This window comes from Brevibacterium renqingii, assembly GCF_017808095.1.
GTDB classification, from domain to species: Bacteria; Actinomycetota; Actinomycetes; order Actinomycetales; family Brevibacteriaceae; genus Brevibacterium; species Brevibacterium renqingii.
Map to the genome: position 1 here is coordinate 396707 of NZ_JADBHG010000002.1, position 16666 is coordinate 413372.

Below are 16666 nucleotides of genomic sequence, written 5' to 3' on the forward strand. Positions count from 1 at the left end.
GATCAGATCAGTCCCGGCCCGAGACATCGGCCCAGCCGTCGAACAGGCCGCCTCCGCCGCCCATCGAATCGGTGTCCTTGTCTTTGTCCTTATCCTTGTCCTTGCCGTCGTCGCCGCCGTCGCCCCCGTCGCTGCCTGCGTCATCGGACGGAGAGGTCGGGATGCCACCGGGCACCGAAGGCATAGTCGGTGACGGCTCCGGCGGCTTCTTGGCCACCTTCACAGTGATCTCCGTGCCCTGTTTGACCTCGCTGCCGCCGGTGGCCGACTGTTCGAAGACCTTCTTCTCGTCGTGCTCGTCGGTCTCGACCTCTTCGGTCTTGCACTTCAGCTGGTAGTCGTCGCCCTCGAGGAGTTTGCAGGCCTCATCGGCGGATTTGCCCGTGACGTCGGGGACCTCGACCATGCCGGAGGAGACGACGAGATCGACGTTCGAGTCGACATCGACCTCCTGGCCATCACCGGGTTTGGTCTCGATGACCACACCCTTCTCCACATCCGGCGAGTTCTGCGAGATGTGAGTGCCGGCCTGCAGCTTCGCGTCGTTGATGATCTTCCGCGCCTCCTCCTCTGTCTTGCCGGAGACGTCGGGGACCTTCACGGATTCGGGGCCGGAGGAGACGATGAGTTTGACGATGCTGTCCTTGTCGATCCTCTGACCGCCGGGAGGATCGGTCTCGATCGCCTTGCCCTCGTCGACCTCGGAGCTGTACTTCTCGGCCGTGTCGACCCTCAGACCCTGTTGGATGAGCGCAGCCTCGGCCTCGTCGGCGTCCATGCCCGCCACATCCGTGACCTCGACCTGGGGGATGGGCTCGGGTTTGTTGATCTCGTAGACCCACAGGGCCACGCCCGCCAGGGCCAGCAGGACGAAGATGCTGCCGATCCAGATCCAGGCGCGGGAGCGCTTCTGCGGGGGCCTGTCCTCCTGTGTGGCCATGATCGAGGACATGGGACCGGTCTCGGGAGCCGCCTCGGCGTCGGAGGCGTAGGGCATCGGCGCGGTCATCGGCGGGGCCATCATCGGATAGGCCCGAGTGGCGTCCGCATCGTCCTCGAAGCTCATGGGACGACCGTCGCGGGCGGCGAGCACGTCCTCGCGGAAGGTGAAAGCGTCCTGGTAGCGGGCGTCCCGGTCCTTGAGCAGCGCATGGAGGACGAGCCGGTCGACGGCCGGCGGGATGTTCGGATTGAACGTGCTCGGCGGCTGCGGGGTCTCTCCGACGTGCTGATAGGCCACGGCCAGCTGGGAATCGCCGACGAAGGGCGGCCGACCGGCCAGCAGCTCATAGAGCAGGCAGGCTGTCGAATAGAGGTCGGAGCGCGCATCGACGACCTCACCGCGGGCCTGCTCGGGAGAGAGGTACTGGGCGGTGCCGACCACGGACTGGGTCTGCGTCAGACCCGAATTGTCCTTGAGCGCGCGGGCGATGCCGAAGTCCATGACCTTGATGTCGCCCTCGGGCGTGAGCATGACGTTCGCGGGCTTGATGTCGCGGTGGACGATGCCGTTGCGGTGCGAGTACTCGAGCGGGGCGAGCACGCCGGCGATGACATTGAGCGCCTCGTCGACGGTGAGCGTGCCGTGATCGTTGAGAACCTCGCGCAGGGTCTGACCCTCGACGTACTCCATGACGATGAAGGGCACGGACACCGACGAGCCGCCGGACTCGACGAACTCCTCCTCACCCGAGTCGTAGACGGAGACGATGCCGGGATGGTTGAGACCGGCGGCGGACTGGGCCTCGCGCTTGAGCCGGGTGTGGAACGAGGGGTCGCGGGCGAGATCGGACCGCAGAAGTTTGATCGCCACCCGGCGGCCGAGCCGATTGTCGACGCCTTCGTGCACTTCTGCCATGCCCCCACGGCCGAGGAGCGCACGAACTTCGTAACGCTCCGACAGCACCTTGGGTTCAGTCATCTATGTCCTCCGCTTGTCTCACCCGGTTCATGGGTTCCTTCTCACCCGAGCCCGGGTCGAGTTCTCAGTATTGCAAACTCTCGCCTGATCGTTCAGAGCCTATTCACTGCCGTTGTTCCCGCCCGAGTTCCCACTGGCCTCGCCGCTGTTCGCGTTGCCCGAGGAGCCCGATCCGCCTCCGGAGCCGGTGTCGCCGCCTTCCGAGCCGCTGCCCGAACCGCTGCCTGAACCGGAACCGCTGTCGGATCCGCTGCCGGACTCCGAGGAGCCGTCCGAACCGCTTTGGCTGTCCGAACCGGACTCGCTGCCGGACTCGCTGCCGGAATCAGAGGTTGCCGAATCGGATCCGGAGCCCGAGTCCGAGTTCGACCCGCTGCCGTTCGAATCGGATCCGGAGCCCGAACCCCGGGACGAGGAGCTCGACGAACCCGAGGAGCTCGAGGTGCCCGAGTCGGAACTCGACTCCGAGTCATTGCCCAGGCCGGGATCGGACCCGGAGTCCGAGGCCGGCTCCTCCGGGGCTTCGGCGGGACCACCCGAGATGAAGAGGGTCACGGTGTCGCCCTCTTCGAAGGTGTAGCCGTTGTCGCCCTCGCCGACATCGGCGACGGTGCCGGCGGCCCGGCTCGAATCGATGGTCGTCGTCTCGACCTCGAGGCCCTTGTTCTCGAGGTTCTGCGTCGCCGAGGATTCGGTGAGCCCGATGTAGTCGTTCGGATCGATCTCGATCGTCTTCTTCGCCTCCGAGCTCGGCGCCGAGGTGGTCGGCTCCGGTTCGGGTTCGGCATTGCCGCCGCCGAGGAAGAACCACAGCAGCGAGCCGACCGCGATGAGCGCGATGATCGCGAGGATCCAGATGAGGACCCGGCCCTTGTTCGACTGCTTGTCCTTGTCCGGGTCCGTGTTCAGCGCGCCCGTCTTCTGCGGGTCGTTCGAGTCGAGTTCTCCGGCGCCTGCGGCACCGGCACCCGCGGCACCGACAGCGCCGGCCGCGGCCCCGTTCGGGTAGACCTGGGTGGCGTCATTGGACGCGGTGATCGGCATGGCCTTCGTCGTGGCCACGGGCTCGGGATTGTTGAAGACCTGGGTGAGCGCCTCGGAGGCGGCATTGCCGTGCCGCATCTGCGGCAGCAGCTCCTCGGCTCCGGCGACGTCGCCGCCCGAGAGCGCCTCGGCGGCCTTGGCCACCTTCATGGCGTCGGAGGGCCGGCGGTCGGGCTTCTTCTCGAGCAGGCAGTCGACGAAGCGGCGCAGCGGTTCGGAGACCGTGTCCGGCAGCGGCGGATGCTGCTGGTTGACCTGGGCGATGGCGATCGCGACCTGCGAATCACCGGTGAACGGACGCTGCCCGGCCAGCGCCTCATAGGCGATGATGCCGAGTGCGTAGAGGTCCGAACCGGGACCCGAGCCCTTGCCGGTCGCCTGTTCGGGAGCGAGGTACTGGGCGGTGCCCATGACCTGGCCGGTCTTCGTCAGCGGGGCCTGATCGGTGACCCGGGCGATGCCGAAGTCCGTGATCTTGACCCGGAAGTCCGGGGTCATGAGGATGTTGCCGGGCTTGATGTCGCGGTGGATGACCCCGACCTTGTGCGCGGCCCCCAGCGCCTGCGCGGCCTGCGAGACGATGCTCAGCGTATCGGTCTCTGACAGTGGCGCGCTGCGTTCGATGATGGCCGACAGCGCCTCACCGGGAACGTACTCCATGACCAGGTAGGGCGAGCCCTGTTCGTCGCCGTAGTCGTAGACTCCGGCGATGCCGGGATCGGAGACCCGCCCCATGTTCTGCGCCTCGGCGCGGAAGCGGGCGAGGAACGTCGATTCGGAGAGGTATTCGTCCTTGAGGATCTTCGCCGCGACCTCACGGCCGAGCACGGAGTCCACACCCTTCCAGACCTCGCCCATGCCGCCGACGGCGATTCGGGAGGTGAGCTTGTATCGGTTGCCCAACAGGGTGCCTTCAACGGGTCTCATTTCTCGACCACCGCTTCCATCATGTTCTTGGCGATCGGCCCGGCGACCGTCGCTCCATAAGCTTCGCTGCCCGCGTTTCCGCCGTTCTCGACCACAACCGCGACCGCCACCTCGGGATCGTCGGACGGGGCGAAGGAGATGAACCAGGCGTGGGGTGCCGCGCCCTTCGCGTGCTGGGCGGTGCCGGTCTTCGCGGCGACCTTCATGCCGTCGATCTTCGCCACCGAGGCGGTGCCGTTGTCGACGACCCCGGTCATCATCTGGGTGAGCTGCTCGGCCGTGTCGCCGGAGACTGGGCGGGAGAGCTCCTTCGGGCGCGTCTCGGAGATCGGTTCGAGGGTGTTCGCGTTGAGCACCCGGTCGACGAGCTGGGGCTTCATCATCTTCCCGCCGTTGGCGATGCCCGCGGTCATCATCGCCATCTGCAGCGGGGTGGCCTTGACGTCGTACTGACCGATCGCCGAGTACGCGAGCTGCGGCGGATCGAGGTCCGTCGGGAACGTCGAGGGAGTGACATTCAGCGGGATCTCGAGCTCCTTGCCGAAGCCGAACTTCTCCGCCTGCTTGCGGATCGTGTCCTCGCCGAGGTCCATGCCGAGTGAGGCGAAGGAGGTGTTGCAGGATTCGGCGAGCGAATCAGCCAGGGTCGGCTTGCCGCCGTTGCGGCAGGCACCCGGATGGGAGTTCTTGATCTGCAGGTTCGTCTGCGGCATGTCCAGTGCCGCCGGGCCGTTGAGGTTGGAATCCGGTGTGTAGTCACCGGACTCGAGGGCGGCCGCGGCCACGAGGACCTTGAAGGTCGATCCCGGCGGGTAGAGGTTGCCGCCGATGGCTCGGTTGTAGGCGGGCTTGCCCTCGGCGGATTCGAGGTTCTCGAAGGCCGAGCGTGCCTCGTCGGTGTCATGACTGGCCAAGGCGTTCGGGTCCCAGCCGGGGGTCGAGGCCATGGCCAGGATCTTCCCGGTCTTCGGATTGATCGCCACGGCCGCGCCGTTCTGGTTGCCCAGGCCGTCCCAGGCCGCTTTCTGCACCTTCGGGTCGATCGTCAGCTCCACGGCCGCACCTCGCGGCTGCTCGCCCGTAAAGAAGCTGCCGACCTTGTCATAGAACAGGGCGTCGGAGTCGCCGGAGAGGTAGTCCCCGGCGGCGCGCTCCATGCCCGAGGCGCCGGAGACGACCGAATAGTAGCCGGTGAGCGAAGCATAGGCGCGCGGATCGAGACCCTCGGAGCCGTACTTGCGCTGGTACTTGTACTTGTCGTCGACGGGCTCCGAATAGGCGATCGGAGTGCCGTCGACGAGGATCGGACCGCGGTCGCGGGCGAGCTGATCGAGGACCTGACGATTGTTGAGCGGATTGTGGTTGAGCGAATCCGCGGTGACGTACTGCACCCAGCTCGTCGATCCGAACAGGAGCGCGAACATGACGAATCCGACGACCGCGATATGTGTCAATGGCTTCTTCATCGTTCACCTCCGGCAGGTCCCAGGTAGTCAGTCGGTGCGTCCTCATCGGCGGGACCGAGGGTCGTGGTCGGCGCCTCCTCCTCGGATCTGCGCGCGGGCTCCTCGGATCTGCGCGTCCGTTCGTCAGTGTTGTGCGCCTGAGCGGAGGCACCGGCGGAGCCGGGCTCCGGATCCTCGGTGATCTTGAGCACGCCCGTGTGGAAGTCCTCGACGGGACGGCGGGCGTTGTCCGAGATGCGCAGCAGCAGGGCGATGATCATCCAGTTCGCGATCAGCGAGGAACCGCCCTGCGCGAGGAACGGCGTGGTCAGACCCGTCAGCGGGATGAGGCGGGTGACGCCGCCGACGACGACGAAGACCTGCAGGGCGATCGTGAAGGACAGCCCGGTGGCCAGCAGAGTGCCGAAGCCGTCGCGCAGCTGCTGGGCGGTGCGGATGCCGCGCTGGAAGATGAAGAGGTAGCACAGCAGGATGACGAAGAGGCCAGTCAGGCCGATCTCCTCGCCGAAGCTCGCGTAGATGAAGTCGGATTCCGCATAGGGAACCATATTCGGGCGGCCCTCACCGAAGCCGGTGCCGACGAGTCCGCCGTTGGACATCCCGAACAGCCCCTGGACCAGCTGGTAGGAGCCGCCTGGGGTCTTGTTGTACTCCTCGGGGCTGAGCGCATTGAGCCAACCGGACACACGCTGGCCCACATGGGAGAAGATGAACGTCGCGGCGACGGCGCCGGCCGAGAAGAAGCCGAGGCCGAGGATGATCCACGAGACCTTCGAGGTGGCCACATAGAGCATGGCTACGAACAGTCCGAAGAACAGCAGCGAGGTGCCGAGGTCGCGTTCGAACACGAGGATGCCGACACTGGCGACCCAGGCGATGACGATGGGACCGAAGTCGCGCAGGCGGGGGAACCGGATGCCCAGGATCTTCGGTCCGGCGGCCACGAGCTGGTCCTTGTAGCTGACGAGGTAGCCGGCGAAGAAGATGGCGAGCAGGATCTTCGCGATCTCGCCGGGCTGGAAGGACATGGGGCCGACGCCGATCCAGATGCGGGCGCCGTTGACCGTCTTGCCGAGACCCGGAACCAGCGGCAGCAGGAGGAAGAGGAGAGCCGCGAAACCGGAGACGAAGGTGTAGCGGCGCAGCCAGCGGTGGTCCTTGACGACGAAGATCACCGCGATGGCCAGACCCACACCGAGCGTCATCCAGACCAGCTGGGTCATGGCCGAGCCCTGGTACTCGTCGCGCCCGAGATCGACCCGGTAGATCATGGCCAGGCCGAGTCCGTTGAGCAGCACCGCGATGGGCACGAGCACGGGATCGGCGTACTTCGCCTTGATCCACACGATGATGTGGAGGACGAGGCCCAGGGCCGCCAGCCAGCCTGCGTAACCGTAGACGTTGGCCGGGACCGTGTCCTCGACACCGAGGCCGACGAGGGCATAGGCACTGGTGGCGACGGCGATAGCGAGAATCATGAGGCCGAGCTCGGCCAGCCGGTAGGTTCTGGGGCGCGCGACCTGGGAGGGAGCCTGGGACATCACTGCGACTCCCGGGTGATGGCGTCACTGGGGTCGGCGGAGGTCGAGCTCGGAGGGGACGGCGCCGGGTCGGTCGGACTCGTCGAGTCCTCGACATTGCCCGAGACGCCGCTGGAGCGCTCGGATTCCTTGCGCAGGTTGTCGATGATGCGATCGGCCTCGTCCCGCGAACCGGCGGGGATGGACCCGCGCAGGCGGTCCTGCGAATAGCTGTTGAGGCTTCCGACCTCGATGTCCGTGGTGTCCTCGAGACGGCTGAGCTCGATCGGGCCGAGCGTCGTGTCGATGCCGCGGTAGAGCGAGACCTTGCCCTCATCGGCGGCCACGTAGTACTGGCTGCTCACATAGTTGTAGGCGAAGAATCCTCCGACGGCCAAAGCGATGATGACCAGCCCCGTGATGATCCACCCGAGGAAGGATCTTTTGCCGACCTCTTCGTCGAGGTCGTCCTCCTCCTCTTCGTCGCCGGGCCCGGTCCGCAGCGGCTGAGTGGCGCCGTCGCGGGCCTTCGGATCATCGTCTCCGGACACGGCCTGCAGCGGCACGGTGTCGGTGGGCACATCCCCGTCGCCGTAATGCGTCGCGGTGTCGGCTGGGGACTCGGCCTCGGTGTTCTCCCCGATCGCGGCATAGCGGGGGTTGAGATGGACGGAACCGACGGAGACGCCGGCGGGGGTCTCGACCTCGCCTTCGAGCACGTCGCCGACGACGACGGTGACGTTGTCGGCGCCGCCGCCGGCCAGGGCCAGGTCGATGAGCTGACGACAGGCCTCGTCTGGGTCGGACACCTCGGTGAGCACTCGGGTGATGTCATCGAGGTCGGCGAACCCGGTCAGACCGTCGGAGCAGAGCATCCAGCGGTCGCCGATCTGGGCCTCACGCAGGGACAGGTCGAGGTCGGGAGAGGCGCCGACATCGCCGAGGACCTTCATGACCACGGATCGCTGCGGGTGGGTCTCGGCCTCTTCGGCCGTGATCCTGCCCTCGTCGACGAGCATCTGCACGAACGTGTGGTCGTGGGTGATGGGCTGGAGTCGGCCGTCGCGGAGCACATAGCCGCGCGAGTCGCCGATATGGGCCAGGGCGAAGCGGTTGCCCGGCGCGCGCAGCACCGCGGTGACCGTTGTGCCCATGCCCGCGAGCTCCGGCTGCTCGCCGACTCCGCGGCAGATCCGATCATTGGCCTCGAGGATCGAGGTGCGCAGCAGTTCGAGGGAGTCCTCGCCGCCGGGTTCGCGGTCGAGCTCGGCGAGCCTGGCCACGGTGATCGCCGAGGCGACGTCTCCGCCGGCGTGCCCGCCCATGCCGTCGGCGATGAGGAGGAAGTTCGGACCCGCATAGCCGGAGTCCTGGTTGTTCTTACGCACCAGCCCGGTGTGGGACCGGGCTGCCGAGCGGAGGGTGATGGTTCCGTCGGTCGTCACGATCGGGTCTCCAGGGTCGTGTGTCCGATGGTGATCCGTGTGCCGATGCGCAGTCGCACGGGGCCGGTCATGGGTGAGCCGTCGACGATGGTGCCGTTCGTCGAGCCGAGGTCCTCGAGCAGCCAGGCTCCGTTCTGCGCGGAGATCCGGGCGTGGTGGCTGGAGGCGAAGTCGTCATTGATGACGATCGTGTTGTCCGGTGCCCGGCCGAAGGTCACGGGCGCCCCGGAGAGCATGAGCGAGGTGCCGGCCAGAGGGCCGTCGGTGACGCGGATGGTGCCCGGGTGGGCGTGCGCGATGGGGGCGGCCGCCGGGGCCTGGCGCGGCGCGGGAGCCGGTCGGGAGGCCGGTGCGGGGGCGGACTTGGAGCCGCCTCGGCGGGATTTGCGGCCGCGTCTGGGACCGAAGATGTCCCGGCGCAGCACCCCGGCGACTCCGAACACGAAGAGCCAGAGGAGGACGAAGAAGGCCAACCGGAAGACGGTGACGGTGAATTCGCTCACTGGGCGTCCCGCTCGCTCTCGTGATAGTGGACTTCGGCCTCACCGGCGAGCAGGACGTCGCCATCGGCCAGGTTCGCCGAGGTGAGCTTGCGTCCGTGCAGGAGCGTGCCGTTCGTCGAACCGAGGTCATTGGCCACGGCGTGGTCGCCTTCGACGATGATCTCGAAGTGGCGGCGGGAGACGCCCGGATCGTCGATGACGAAGTCAGAGCTCGACGAGGAGCGGCCGAAGGTGTTCGTCCCCTGACGCAGCATCTGCGTGCGACCGTCGATGCTCACGCTGGCCTCGATGGTGCGGCTGCGCGGCGGCGGTTCGTGCGCGGCCGGGCGGACAGTGGGATTCGGGCGTGAGGAGGTGGCCGGTCGGGCCGGTTCGGCGCTGCGGCGCGGCGCCGCGGGTCGGGCCCCGGAGTTCGGTGACTCGCCGACGATCGGATTGGCCCGGGAGACGGGGTCGTAGCCGCCGCGGTTGGCCGGCTGCGCGGCCGGGGAGCCGTCGGGGCGCTCGGTCGAGGACACGACGCGGTACATGCCCGTGTCGAGGTCGTCGGCGAGGGCGAATTCGACGGACACGGGGCCGACGAAGCTGTAGGCCTGCTCGACGGCGTGATCGCCGATGACCTGTCTCAGGTCGGAGCGCAGCTCGGACTCGAGTCCGGAGAGGCGCTCATGATCGGTCGGGGAGAGCTCGATGACGTAGTGATTGGCCGTCAGCGTGCGGCCGCGGGAGACCACGGCGGCCTTGTTGTCGGCCTCGCGACGCAGCGCGCCGGCGAGTTCGACGGGTTCGACCTGTGAGCGGAAGGCCTTGGCGAAGGCGCCGTTGACGACGTTCTCCAGCCCCTTCTCGAAGCGATCGAGTATCCCCATGGCACCTCCTCATCAGGTGTTGCCGTTCGTAGACGAACCGTTCGCCACGCATCGCTGTGGTCCCTGACCAGGCGGTCCCGGCCGAGCACAGTCTGGGCACATCAACACCCAATCCTAACGCGGTGAGGCTCTCAACTCACGTCACGCGTGTTCTCGGGGCCAAGCTGTGCTCGGATTCCCGGCCCGCGTCCAGGGAAGACGGCGGGGGCGTGGAGCCTGCCGAGATGTGAGGGTCGACACGTTTGGGCGGTTTCGCGGTCTTCGGTTTCATGTTTCGCCCGCACGGATGCTAGAGTCTTCTCTGTTCGCGCGAGTGGCGGAATTGGTAGACGCGCTGGCTTCAGGTGCCAGTGGCCGCAAGGTCGTGGGGGTTCAAGTCCCCCCTCGCGCACAGCGAACGAGAAGCCCCTCATCCGGACCTGAGAAGGTCGGATGAGGGGCTTCTTCGTGCCCGGCTGCCAGCGGCTGCCGGTGCGCGGCCGACGCCTTGCGCTGCCGGCGCCGCTTCAGGCGCGTTCGTAGAGGCGGGCGCGTCCGCGGATGCCGGCGAAGCGGAATTCTCCGGTGCTCACGCGCGGCGTCGTGTGGTCCTCGGAGCTCGGCAGCTCGGCCGCGTGGAGTGCGCGGTAGTCGGTCATCGACAGCGGCACCCGCGCATCGAGGGCCTCGGTCACGGCCTGCACACGTCCGTGCCGCTCATAGCCGGGCACGACGCGTCCGGTGAGGAATTCGCCGACGCTGCCCGATCCGTAGCTGAAGAGCCCGATGCGCTTGCCCGCGAGATCCTCGTCGTGGTCGAGCAGTGAGCACAGGCCGGCGTAGAGCGAGGCCGTGTACGAATTGCCGAGGCGGCGGTTATACAGGGTGCTCGTCGCCAGCCCCGTGTCCCGCGGGCCTTCGCCTGCAGGTCCTTCGCCTGCTGAGTCTGCGGGGCTCGCGACGATCCGGTCGTCGAGTTCGACTCCTGTCAGGCCCGCGAGGTGGAGCTGGGCCTTCTTCGCCATCTTCGTGAACGGCTGGTGGTAGAGGATGCGGTCGATCTCATCGATGGCCGGTCCTCCCTGCTCCTGCAGGTCCGTCCAGGCGCCGGTCAGCGCATCGAGGTAGGCGGTGACGGACAGCGCGCCGTCGACGATCGCCGTGGTCGAATCGTTCGGCCGCCAGAAGTCGTCGACATCTGCCGAGTTCAGACCCGAGAGCGGCTCGATCTCGAGCAGCCGCGGTTCGGCGGTCACGAGCATCGCCACGGCCCCGGCTCCCTGCGTGGGCTCACCGGGGGAGTCGAGCTCATAGCGGGCGACGTCCGCGGCGATGACGAGCACGCGCTGGTCGGGCGAGCGGGTGACGATGCCGACGGCAGCCTGCAGGGCCGCCGTGGCCGAATAGCAGGCTTCCTTCATCTCGACGACGCGCATGCGCGAAGGCAGCCCGAGCAGTCTGTGCACGGCCATTCCCGCGGCCTTCGACTGATCGGTGCCCGACTCCGTGGCGACGATGAGGGTCCGCAGACCCTCGGTGCCGCAGCGCTCGACGATCGGTGCGGCCGCGGCCGCGGCCATGGTGACGATGTCCTCGTCGGGGGCCGGGACGCTGAACTCGTCCTGGCCGAGGCCGAGGCGGAACTTGTCCGGATCGGTCCCGTTCGCCTCGGCGAAGTCCTCGAGCCTGACCACATGATGGGTGGTGGCCAACTCGATGTCGTCGATGCCGATCGCACTCATGCCTCGCCGTCCTCTCTGCGTTCCATCTCGATGTGGGTGGCCATGAGCTCGCCGGGATTCGTCTGCGCGGCGAGCAGGGACAGCTCGCCGCAGAGCACGGTGGCGGCCATGAGCGCGGCCAGGCGGCGGGAGTTGGCCCCCGGCTCGCGGTCGTCGCGGCAGCCCAGCCGCTCCAGCGCCTCGTCCACGTGCGGCAGGTCCTTGCCGTTGCCGACGGTGCCGACGATGAGGTGGGGCAGCGTGGTCGAGAAGTACAGTCCCTCGGGACGGTTCTCCGCATAGGTGATGCCCTGGGAGCCCTCGACGATGTTCGCCGCGTCCTGGCCGGTGGCCAGATAGAAGGCGAGCAGCATGTTCGCATAGTGTGCGTTCGCCGAGCGCAGGGCACCGGCGATGGTCGAGCCGACGAGGTTCTTGCGGATGACGATCTCGGCCATCTTCTCCGCGCTCGAGCGCAGGCGGCGCTCGACGACCTCGTGGGGCAGCAGGATCTCGGCGACGACATTGCGTCCGCGTCCGAGGATCCCGTTGACCGCGGTGGCTTTCTTGTCCGAGCAGTAGTTGCCCGAGACCGAACCGTAGTCGAGTCCGAGCTTCCAGGACAGGATGCGCTCCATGAGCGTGTCCGAGGCCTGGGTGACCATATTGTGGCCCGAAGCGTCGTTGGTCCGGAAGGCGAAGCGGACGAAGAGCAGATTGCCCACGATCTCCGGGTGGATCTCGATGAGCCGGGCATGGGCGCTGCCGGCGGCCACGAGCTCCTCGAGTTCCGGCATACGGTGCCGGATCGTCTGGGCGGCCGCCTCGGCGCCGATGGCCGATTCGGCCACGAAGAGGACGGACCGGGTCATCCGCTCATCGACGATGACGGTGCGGATGCCGCCGTCGATCTCGCGTGAGATCGAGGCTCCTCGACCGACGGAGGGCCACAACGGGGTCTCGTAGGTCGCCAGGGGCACGGCCACCTCGGTGTGGGTGCCCGCCGGGACCAGCGCTTCGCCGCTGACCCGCAGGGGACCGACCCAGGTGGTCGGGATCCCGGTGATCGTGGTCTGCTGATTCACTGCTGATTCCTCCTCGAATGGACATCGGTGCGGTGCGCCAGGGCGACGACGTCGATTCCGCGCAGGCGGCAGAACTCGCCGAGGCGGCCCCGCACGAGCAGATCCGTGCCCGTGAGATCGGTGGACCGCTGCGCACCGAGCAGGGCGAACAGCGCCCTCGTCTGAGTCTGCCAGGTGCGGATGAGCTCGACGAGCCCCGCCGGACCATGATCGAGCACGGTCTGCAGGAAGGTGCCGGCGACTCCGACGGCCCGGGCCCCGCAGGCCAGCGCCTTGACGACGTCATAGGGGTTGCGGACCCCGCCGGAGGCGAGCAGCACGGGGGCCGGTTCGCTGTCGGCGGTTCCGGCGGGTGGGTTGGTCCAGGCGGGTGGGGCGTCGAGCAGGCAGGCCAGGGCCGACTGTCCGAAGCCGGTGAGCATCGAGAAGTCGTGTGCGCCGGCCCGATCGTTCTCGATGCGCAGGAAGTCCGTGCCGCCGGCACCGGAGACATCGGCGAATCCGACGCCGATCTCGGACAGCCGCGTCAGCGTGCGGCGGCTGAGCCCGAAGCCGACCTCCTTGACGATGACCGGCACAGGGCAGGCCGCGACGATCTCGGCGAGGCCGCCGAGCCATTCGGAGAAGTCCCGGGTGCCCTCGGGCATCGCGGTCTCCTGCACGGGGTTGACGTGGATCTGCAGGGCATCGGCGCCCAGCAGCTCGACGGCACGGCGGGCGTCCTCGGCGCTGCGACCGGCACCGAGATTGCCCATGACGAAGCCGTTCGGGTTCTCCTCACGGATGACGGTGAAGCCCTTCGCGGCCTGGTCGTCGTCGAGGGCCACGCTCATCGAACCGCAGGCCATGGGCAGGCCCGTCTCGGCGGCGGCGATGGCCAGGTCCCGGTTGATCTTCGCGGTCGTCTCGGTGCCGCCGGTCATGCCGTTGACGTAGAAGGGGGTCGGCCAGGTCCAGTCACCGAGGGTCACGGACAGGTCCACCCTCTCGGGACTGGTGCCGTCCAGGGCGTGGTGGACGAACTCGAGGTCGTCGAAGTCCGTGCGCCGCGGCCCCTCGGTCTGCTGGGCCGAGGCCAGGCGCACATGGTCGTCCTTGCGTGCGGCGCGGGAGGTCGAGGCCCCAGGGGTCTCAGAACTCATCGATATCGCCTTCCTCTCGGTGGGTGCCGAGGCCGAGGTGCCGGATGCCGTGGGCGGCCCAGCCGGTCAGGATGGCCTCTGTGGTGCCGGAGTCCTCCCGGGTCAGGGCGATGCCGCAGTCCCCGCCGCCGGCGCCCGAGGGCTTCGCGGCCGCACCTTGGGCCTCGGCGATCTCGCACAGGTGCTCCAGCGCCTCGGTCTCGATGAGGCTGCCGGAGGATTCGCCGAGGCGCTGGAGCAGCGTGCGGGCCGCACGGATGGTCTTCAGCGCCTTCTCGGGATCGTCGGCGTCGCAGGCGGCCACGAGGTCGTCGACGAGGCTGCGGGACTCGGCGGCGAAGGAGGTGAAGGGGCGCGGTTTGGCCTCGCCCGGTGTGTGCACGCGTTTGACGAGGTGCTCGGTCGAGGCCGGCGATCCCGTCCAGCCGACGAGCAGCCGCAGGGACTCCGGCGGGGTGATCCGCCTGACCCCGGAGCCCGCCCATTCGCTGCACTCGAGCGCCGAGGCGACCCCATGGGCCTCGCGATGGGCGCGCAGCGCCGCACGGTCGGGGGAGGAGTAGCGGATCCAGCCGCCGAAGGTGCTCGCGGCCAGATCCCCGCCCGAGGCGTTGGGGGCGATCGCGATGGTCGCGAGCAGGGCGAGCTTGAAGCGTTCGGCGGCGCTGAGGCCGAGGGCGTAGAACTCGTCGAGGGCGGCCACGGTGGCCACGGTCACCGCAGCCGAGGATCCGAGCCCGAACTTCCGGCCGTCGGCGTCGTCGAGTTCGCTGGAGATGTCGAGATCGAAGTAGCGGGGGGAGGCGCCGCGGGAGGCGCACAGCTCCTCGACGGTCGAGATCGCCGAGAGCACGTAGTCGGCGGGCCGGTGCTCGACGACGATGGCCTCGCCGCCCTGCTCCCGCCGCCACACCAGCGGAGCCCGACCGTATTCGGAGGAATGGATGCGTCCGGCGTCCTCGCTCTCGGTCAACCGCACCGTGATGCACCGGTCGACGGCCACGAGCACGGCCGGCTCCGCCGGAGAGACGACGGCGTACTCACCGGCGATGAACAGCTTTCCGGGCGCCCGGGTGACGATCATGCCCGGCCGCCTTCGTCGGCGGTGAGCAGGTGGGCGCCGGGCCCGGGGCCGACGATGCGCACATCGCCGAACGCGGTGAGCCTGCCCGCCAGCGCCTCGGCCTCATGGGGCCGGACGATGACGGCGACGTTCGGGCCGGCATCGGCGGTGGAATAGGCCTCGAGCCCCTGCTCGCGCGCCTCGGCCACGGCATCGAAGATCGCATGGCTGGTCGGGTTGAGGAAGCGGATCGGGGGCACAGTGGACTGGATGAGCCCGTGCATGCGCAGGGCGTGGGATTCGGTGATCTCGCCGATGCGGGTGAAGTCGCCCGCGCGGCAGGCGGCGAGCATCTGCTGCAGGTAGTCCTCGGTCGAGGACACCCAGCCGGGGTAGAACGGGGAGGTGGCGGCCGTCAGCCGCATCGCCTCGCGGGAGGACACTGCCTTGCGCGCCCGGTCGACGGTGACGATGATCATCCGAATGTCCGGGGCGGCGACGGATTCGGCGAAGGAGGACGCGTCGTCGCCGGCATGCCAGACGGCCATGCCCTCGGCGATGGAGCGGCAGGCGGAGCCGGAGCCGAGGCGGGCCAGCCGGCTGAGGTCGCGGCTGCCGAGGTCGAGGTCGAAGGCTGCGGCCGCGGCGGTGGCCAGAGCCGCGAATCCCGAGGCCGAGGAAGCCAGGCCGGCGCCGGTGGGCACCGAATTGCGGGAACGGACGAGGACTCGGTCATCACGTCCGGCCAGAGCGCGCACGTGGTCGAGGAAATCCGAGATGCGTGCGGTCTGACCGGCATCGGCGAGGCCGCCGTCGAGTTCGAGGACATCGGCCTCGGCGCCCGGGGCCGGGGTGACCGTGGTCGTCGTCGCGAACTCGTCGAGGGTCAGCGAGAGGCTGCCGGCTGCGGGCAGGATCAGGTCCTCATCGGCCTTGCCCCAGTACTTGACCAGGGCGATGTTCGGGTAGGCCCGCGCCGTCGTCGTTCTCATGTCGGTCTGACCTCCGTCGTCCAGGTGCGCGGTGCTCCCGCGGCGCGCAGCGCCTCCGCCAGCTCCTCGGCGGCTTCGTCGTCATCGGCCAGAGCCAGCACGCAGCCGCCGAGGCCGCCGCCGGTGAGCTTGGCACCATGGGCTCCGGCCGCGGTGGCTGCGTCGACGAGGGCGTCCAAGGTCGGGTTCGAGACCCCGAGGCCGCCGAGCAGACCGTGGGCCTCGAGCATGCGCGAGCCGATCGTGACCCGATCGCCGGAGCGGATGTCGTCGACCGCGGCATCGGTGAGTTCGGCCAGCCGGCTGATGGTCGCCCCGATGCGCGAGGGATCCGCATCGCGGCGAGCACGGACCCCTCCGACCGCCTCGGCGGTGGAGCCGTGATGGCCGGAGTCCGCGAGGACGAAGACGAGGCGCTCGCCCACGTCGATGGTCTCGGCGCACCCGGTCTGGAACCGGATCGGGGCGGGCTTGGCCACGGCCCAGGCGTCGATGCCGCTGGGCCGGCCGTGCGCGACGGCCTCGGCGGCCTGCACGATCTCGTGGAGGGTCTCCTCGGCGAAGACGGTGGCTTCGAGGTTCGCCACGGCTCGGGCGACGGCGGTGGCCACGGCCGCGCTCGACCCCAGTCCCCGGCTGTGCGGGATCGCTGAGCGGATGAGCAGCTCCACCTCGGCGTCGGGGTCGTCGACGGCCGAGAGGGCGGCTCTCAGACCCGCGACGACGGGCCCCATCGGTTCGGGTGCGGTCTGGGCGGTGCCGGAGAAGAGCTGGCTCTCGATCCGGGTCTCCTGAGCGGGTGACCGGCGGATATCGGCCTGCACCCCGAGCCCGTGCAGCGGCACGGCCACGGCGGGCGAGCCGTAGACGACTGCGTGTTCGCCGAACAGGATCGCCTTCGCATGGGCGAAGCCCTGGGCGGTGCCCGCAGCGGTCGGAGGCGGATCGGTCTGAGAGGAATTGTGCATGCAGAAGCGTTTCGGGGTCTG

The 16666-nt window shown here is 68.7% G+C and carries 13 protein-coding genes and 1 tRNA gene; 1 reads left to right on the forward strand and 13 read right to left on the reverse strand.

Going from position 1 to position 16666, the window contains the following annotated elements; genetic code table 11:
- Positions 1–7 precede the first annotated feature (7 nt).
- The 7 genes from pknB to IIE29_RS06855 form a co-directional block, all read right to left on the reverse strand.
- On the reverse strand, positions 8–1921 hold the full coding sequence (gene pknB / locus IIE29_RS06825) for a Stk1 family PASTA domain-containing Ser/Thr kinase (protein ID WP_209324465.1): 1914 nt from the start codon (positions 1919–1921) through the stop codon (positions 8–10).
- A 99-nt stretch (positions 1922–2020) separates the two neighbouring features.
- Positions 2021–3892: a protein kinase domain-containing protein gene (locus tag IIE29_RS06830; protein ID WP_209324466.1), complete on the reverse strand. Its 1872-nt coding sequence runs from the start codon at positions 3890–3892 to the stop codon at positions 2021–2023.
- Entirely contained in the window at positions 3889–5358 is a 1470-nt protein-coding gene (locus tag IIE29_RS06835; RefSeq protein WP_209324467.1) for a peptidoglycan D,D-transpeptidase FtsI family protein, read from the reverse strand. Before IIE29_RS06835 ends, IIE29_RS06830 begins: the two co-directional genes overlap by 4 nt.
- Complete coding sequence (locus tag IIE29_RS06840; RefSeq protein WP_209324468.1) at positions 5355–6899, reverse strand: FtsW/RodA/SpoVE family cell cycle protein; 1545 nt, start codon at positions 6897–6899, stop codon at positions 5355–5357. Before IIE29_RS06840 ends, IIE29_RS06835 begins: the two co-directional genes overlap by 4 nt.
- Positions 6899–8323, reverse strand: a complete 1425-nt coding sequence (locus IIE29_RS06845) for a PP2C family protein-serine/threonine phosphatase (RefSeq protein WP_209324469.1) — start codon at positions 8321–8323, stop codon at positions 6899–6901. The genes IIE29_RS06840 and IIE29_RS06845 overlap by 1 nt, the downstream gene beginning before the upstream one ends.
- Positions 8320–8826, reverse strand: a complete 507-nt coding sequence (locus tag IIE29_RS06850) for an FHA domain-containing protein FhaB/FipA (RefSeq protein WP_209324470.1) — start codon at positions 8824–8826, stop codon at positions 8320–8322. Before IIE29_RS06850 ends, IIE29_RS06845 begins: the two co-directional genes overlap by 4 nt.
- Positions 8823–9695 (reverse strand): DUF3662 and FHA domain-containing protein, encoded by an 873-nt coding sequence (locus IIE29_RS06855; protein WP_209324471.1) that lies wholly within the window; start codon positions 9693–9695, stop codon positions 8823–8825. Before IIE29_RS06855 ends, IIE29_RS06850 begins: the two co-directional genes overlap by 4 nt.
- Positions 9696–10002: 307 nt before the next feature.
- On the opposite strand from IIE29_RS06855, the gene IIE29_RS06860 reads away from it, so the two are divergent.
- Positions 10003–10086, forward strand: a tRNA-Leu gene (locus IIE29_RS06860).
- A 115-nt stretch (positions 10087–10201) separates the two neighbouring features.
- Here IIE29_RS06860 and IIE29_RS06865 read toward each other — a convergent pair.
- The 6 genes from IIE29_RS06865 to mvk are packed head-to-tail and all read right to left on the reverse strand — an operon-like array spanning position 10202 to position 16645.
- A complete protein-coding gene (locus IIE29_RS06865; protein WP_209324472.1) occupies positions 10202–11416 on the reverse strand; it encodes a hydroxymethylglutaryl-CoA synthase family protein in 1215 nt (404 codons plus the stop codon).
- A complete protein-coding gene (locus IIE29_RS06870; protein ID WP_209324473.1) occupies positions 11413–12480 on the reverse strand; it encodes a hydroxymethylglutaryl-CoA reductase in 1068 nt (355 codons plus the stop codon). Before IIE29_RS06870 ends, IIE29_RS06865 begins: the two co-directional genes overlap by 4 nt.
- A complete protein-coding gene (gene fni, locus IIE29_RS06875; RefSeq protein ID WP_209324474.1) occupies positions 12477–13622 on the reverse strand; it encodes a type 2 isopentenyl-diphosphate Delta-isomerase in 1146 nt (381 codons plus the stop codon). Before fni ends, IIE29_RS06870 begins: the two co-directional genes overlap by 4 nt.
- Positions 13612–14706, reverse strand: coding sequence for a phosphomevalonate kinase (locus tag IIE29_RS06880; RefSeq protein WP_209324475.1), 1095 nt, complete (start codon positions 14704–14706; stop codon positions 13612–13614). Before IIE29_RS06880 ends, fni begins: the two co-directional genes overlap by 11 nt.
- Positions 14703–15677, reverse strand: coding sequence for a diphosphomevalonate decarboxylase (mvaD, locus tag IIE29_RS06885; protein WP_209324476.1), 975 nt, complete (start codon positions 15675–15677; stop codon positions 14703–14705). The genes IIE29_RS06880 and mvaD overlap by 4 nt, the downstream gene beginning before the upstream one ends.
- On the reverse strand, positions 15674–16645 hold the full coding sequence (gene mvk, locus IIE29_RS06890) for a mevalonate kinase (RefSeq protein ID WP_209324477.1): 972 nt from the start codon (positions 16643–16645) through the stop codon (positions 15674–15676). Before mvk ends, mvaD begins: the two co-directional genes overlap by 4 nt.
- Positions 16646–16666 lie beyond the last annotated feature (21 nt).

What these genes read in the sequence shown, in the direction of transcription:
- fni (WP_209324474.1), bottom strand. Translation starts at nt 13,622, where the DNA reads ATGAGTTCTGAGACCCCTGGGGCCTCGACCTCCCGCGCCGCACGCAAG.
- IIE29_RS06865 (WP_209324472.1), bottom strand. Translation starts at nt 11,416, where the DNA reads ATGAGTGCGATCGGCATCGACGACATCGAGTTGGCCACCACCCATCAT.
- IIE29_RS06880 (WP_209324475.1), bottom strand. Translation starts at nt 14,706, where the DNA reads ATGATCGTCACCCGGGCGCCCGGAAAGCTGTTCATCGCCGGTGAGTAC.
- pknB (WP_209324465.1), bottom strand. Translation starts at nt 1,921, where the DNA reads ATGACTGAACCCAAGGTGCTGTCGGAGCGTTACGAAGTTCGTGCGCTC.
- mvaD (WP_209324476.1), bottom strand. Translation starts at nt 15,677, where the DNA reads ATGAGAACGACGACGGCGCGGGCCTACCCGAACATCGCCCTGGTCAAG.
- mvk (WP_209324477.1), bottom strand. Translation starts at nt 16,645, where the DNA reads ATGCACAATTCCTCTCAGACCGATCCGCCTCCGACCGCTGCGGGCACC.
- IIE29_RS06840 (WP_209324468.1), bottom strand. Translation starts at nt 6,899, where the DNA reads ATGTCCCAGGCTCCCTCCCAGGTCGCGCGCCCCAGAACCTACCGGCTG.
- IIE29_RS06835 (WP_209324467.1), bottom strand. Translation starts at nt 5,358, where the DNA reads ATGAAGAAGCCATTGACACATATCGCGGTCGTCGGATTCGTCATGTTC.
- IIE29_RS06830 (WP_209324466.1), bottom strand. Translation starts at nt 3,892, where the DNA reads ATGAGACCCGTTGAAGGCACCCTGTTGGGCAACCGATACAAGCTCACC.
- IIE29_RS06855 (WP_209324471.1), bottom strand. Translation starts at nt 9,695, where the DNA reads ATGGGGATACTCGATCGCTTCGAGAAGGGGCTGGAGAACGTCGTCAAC.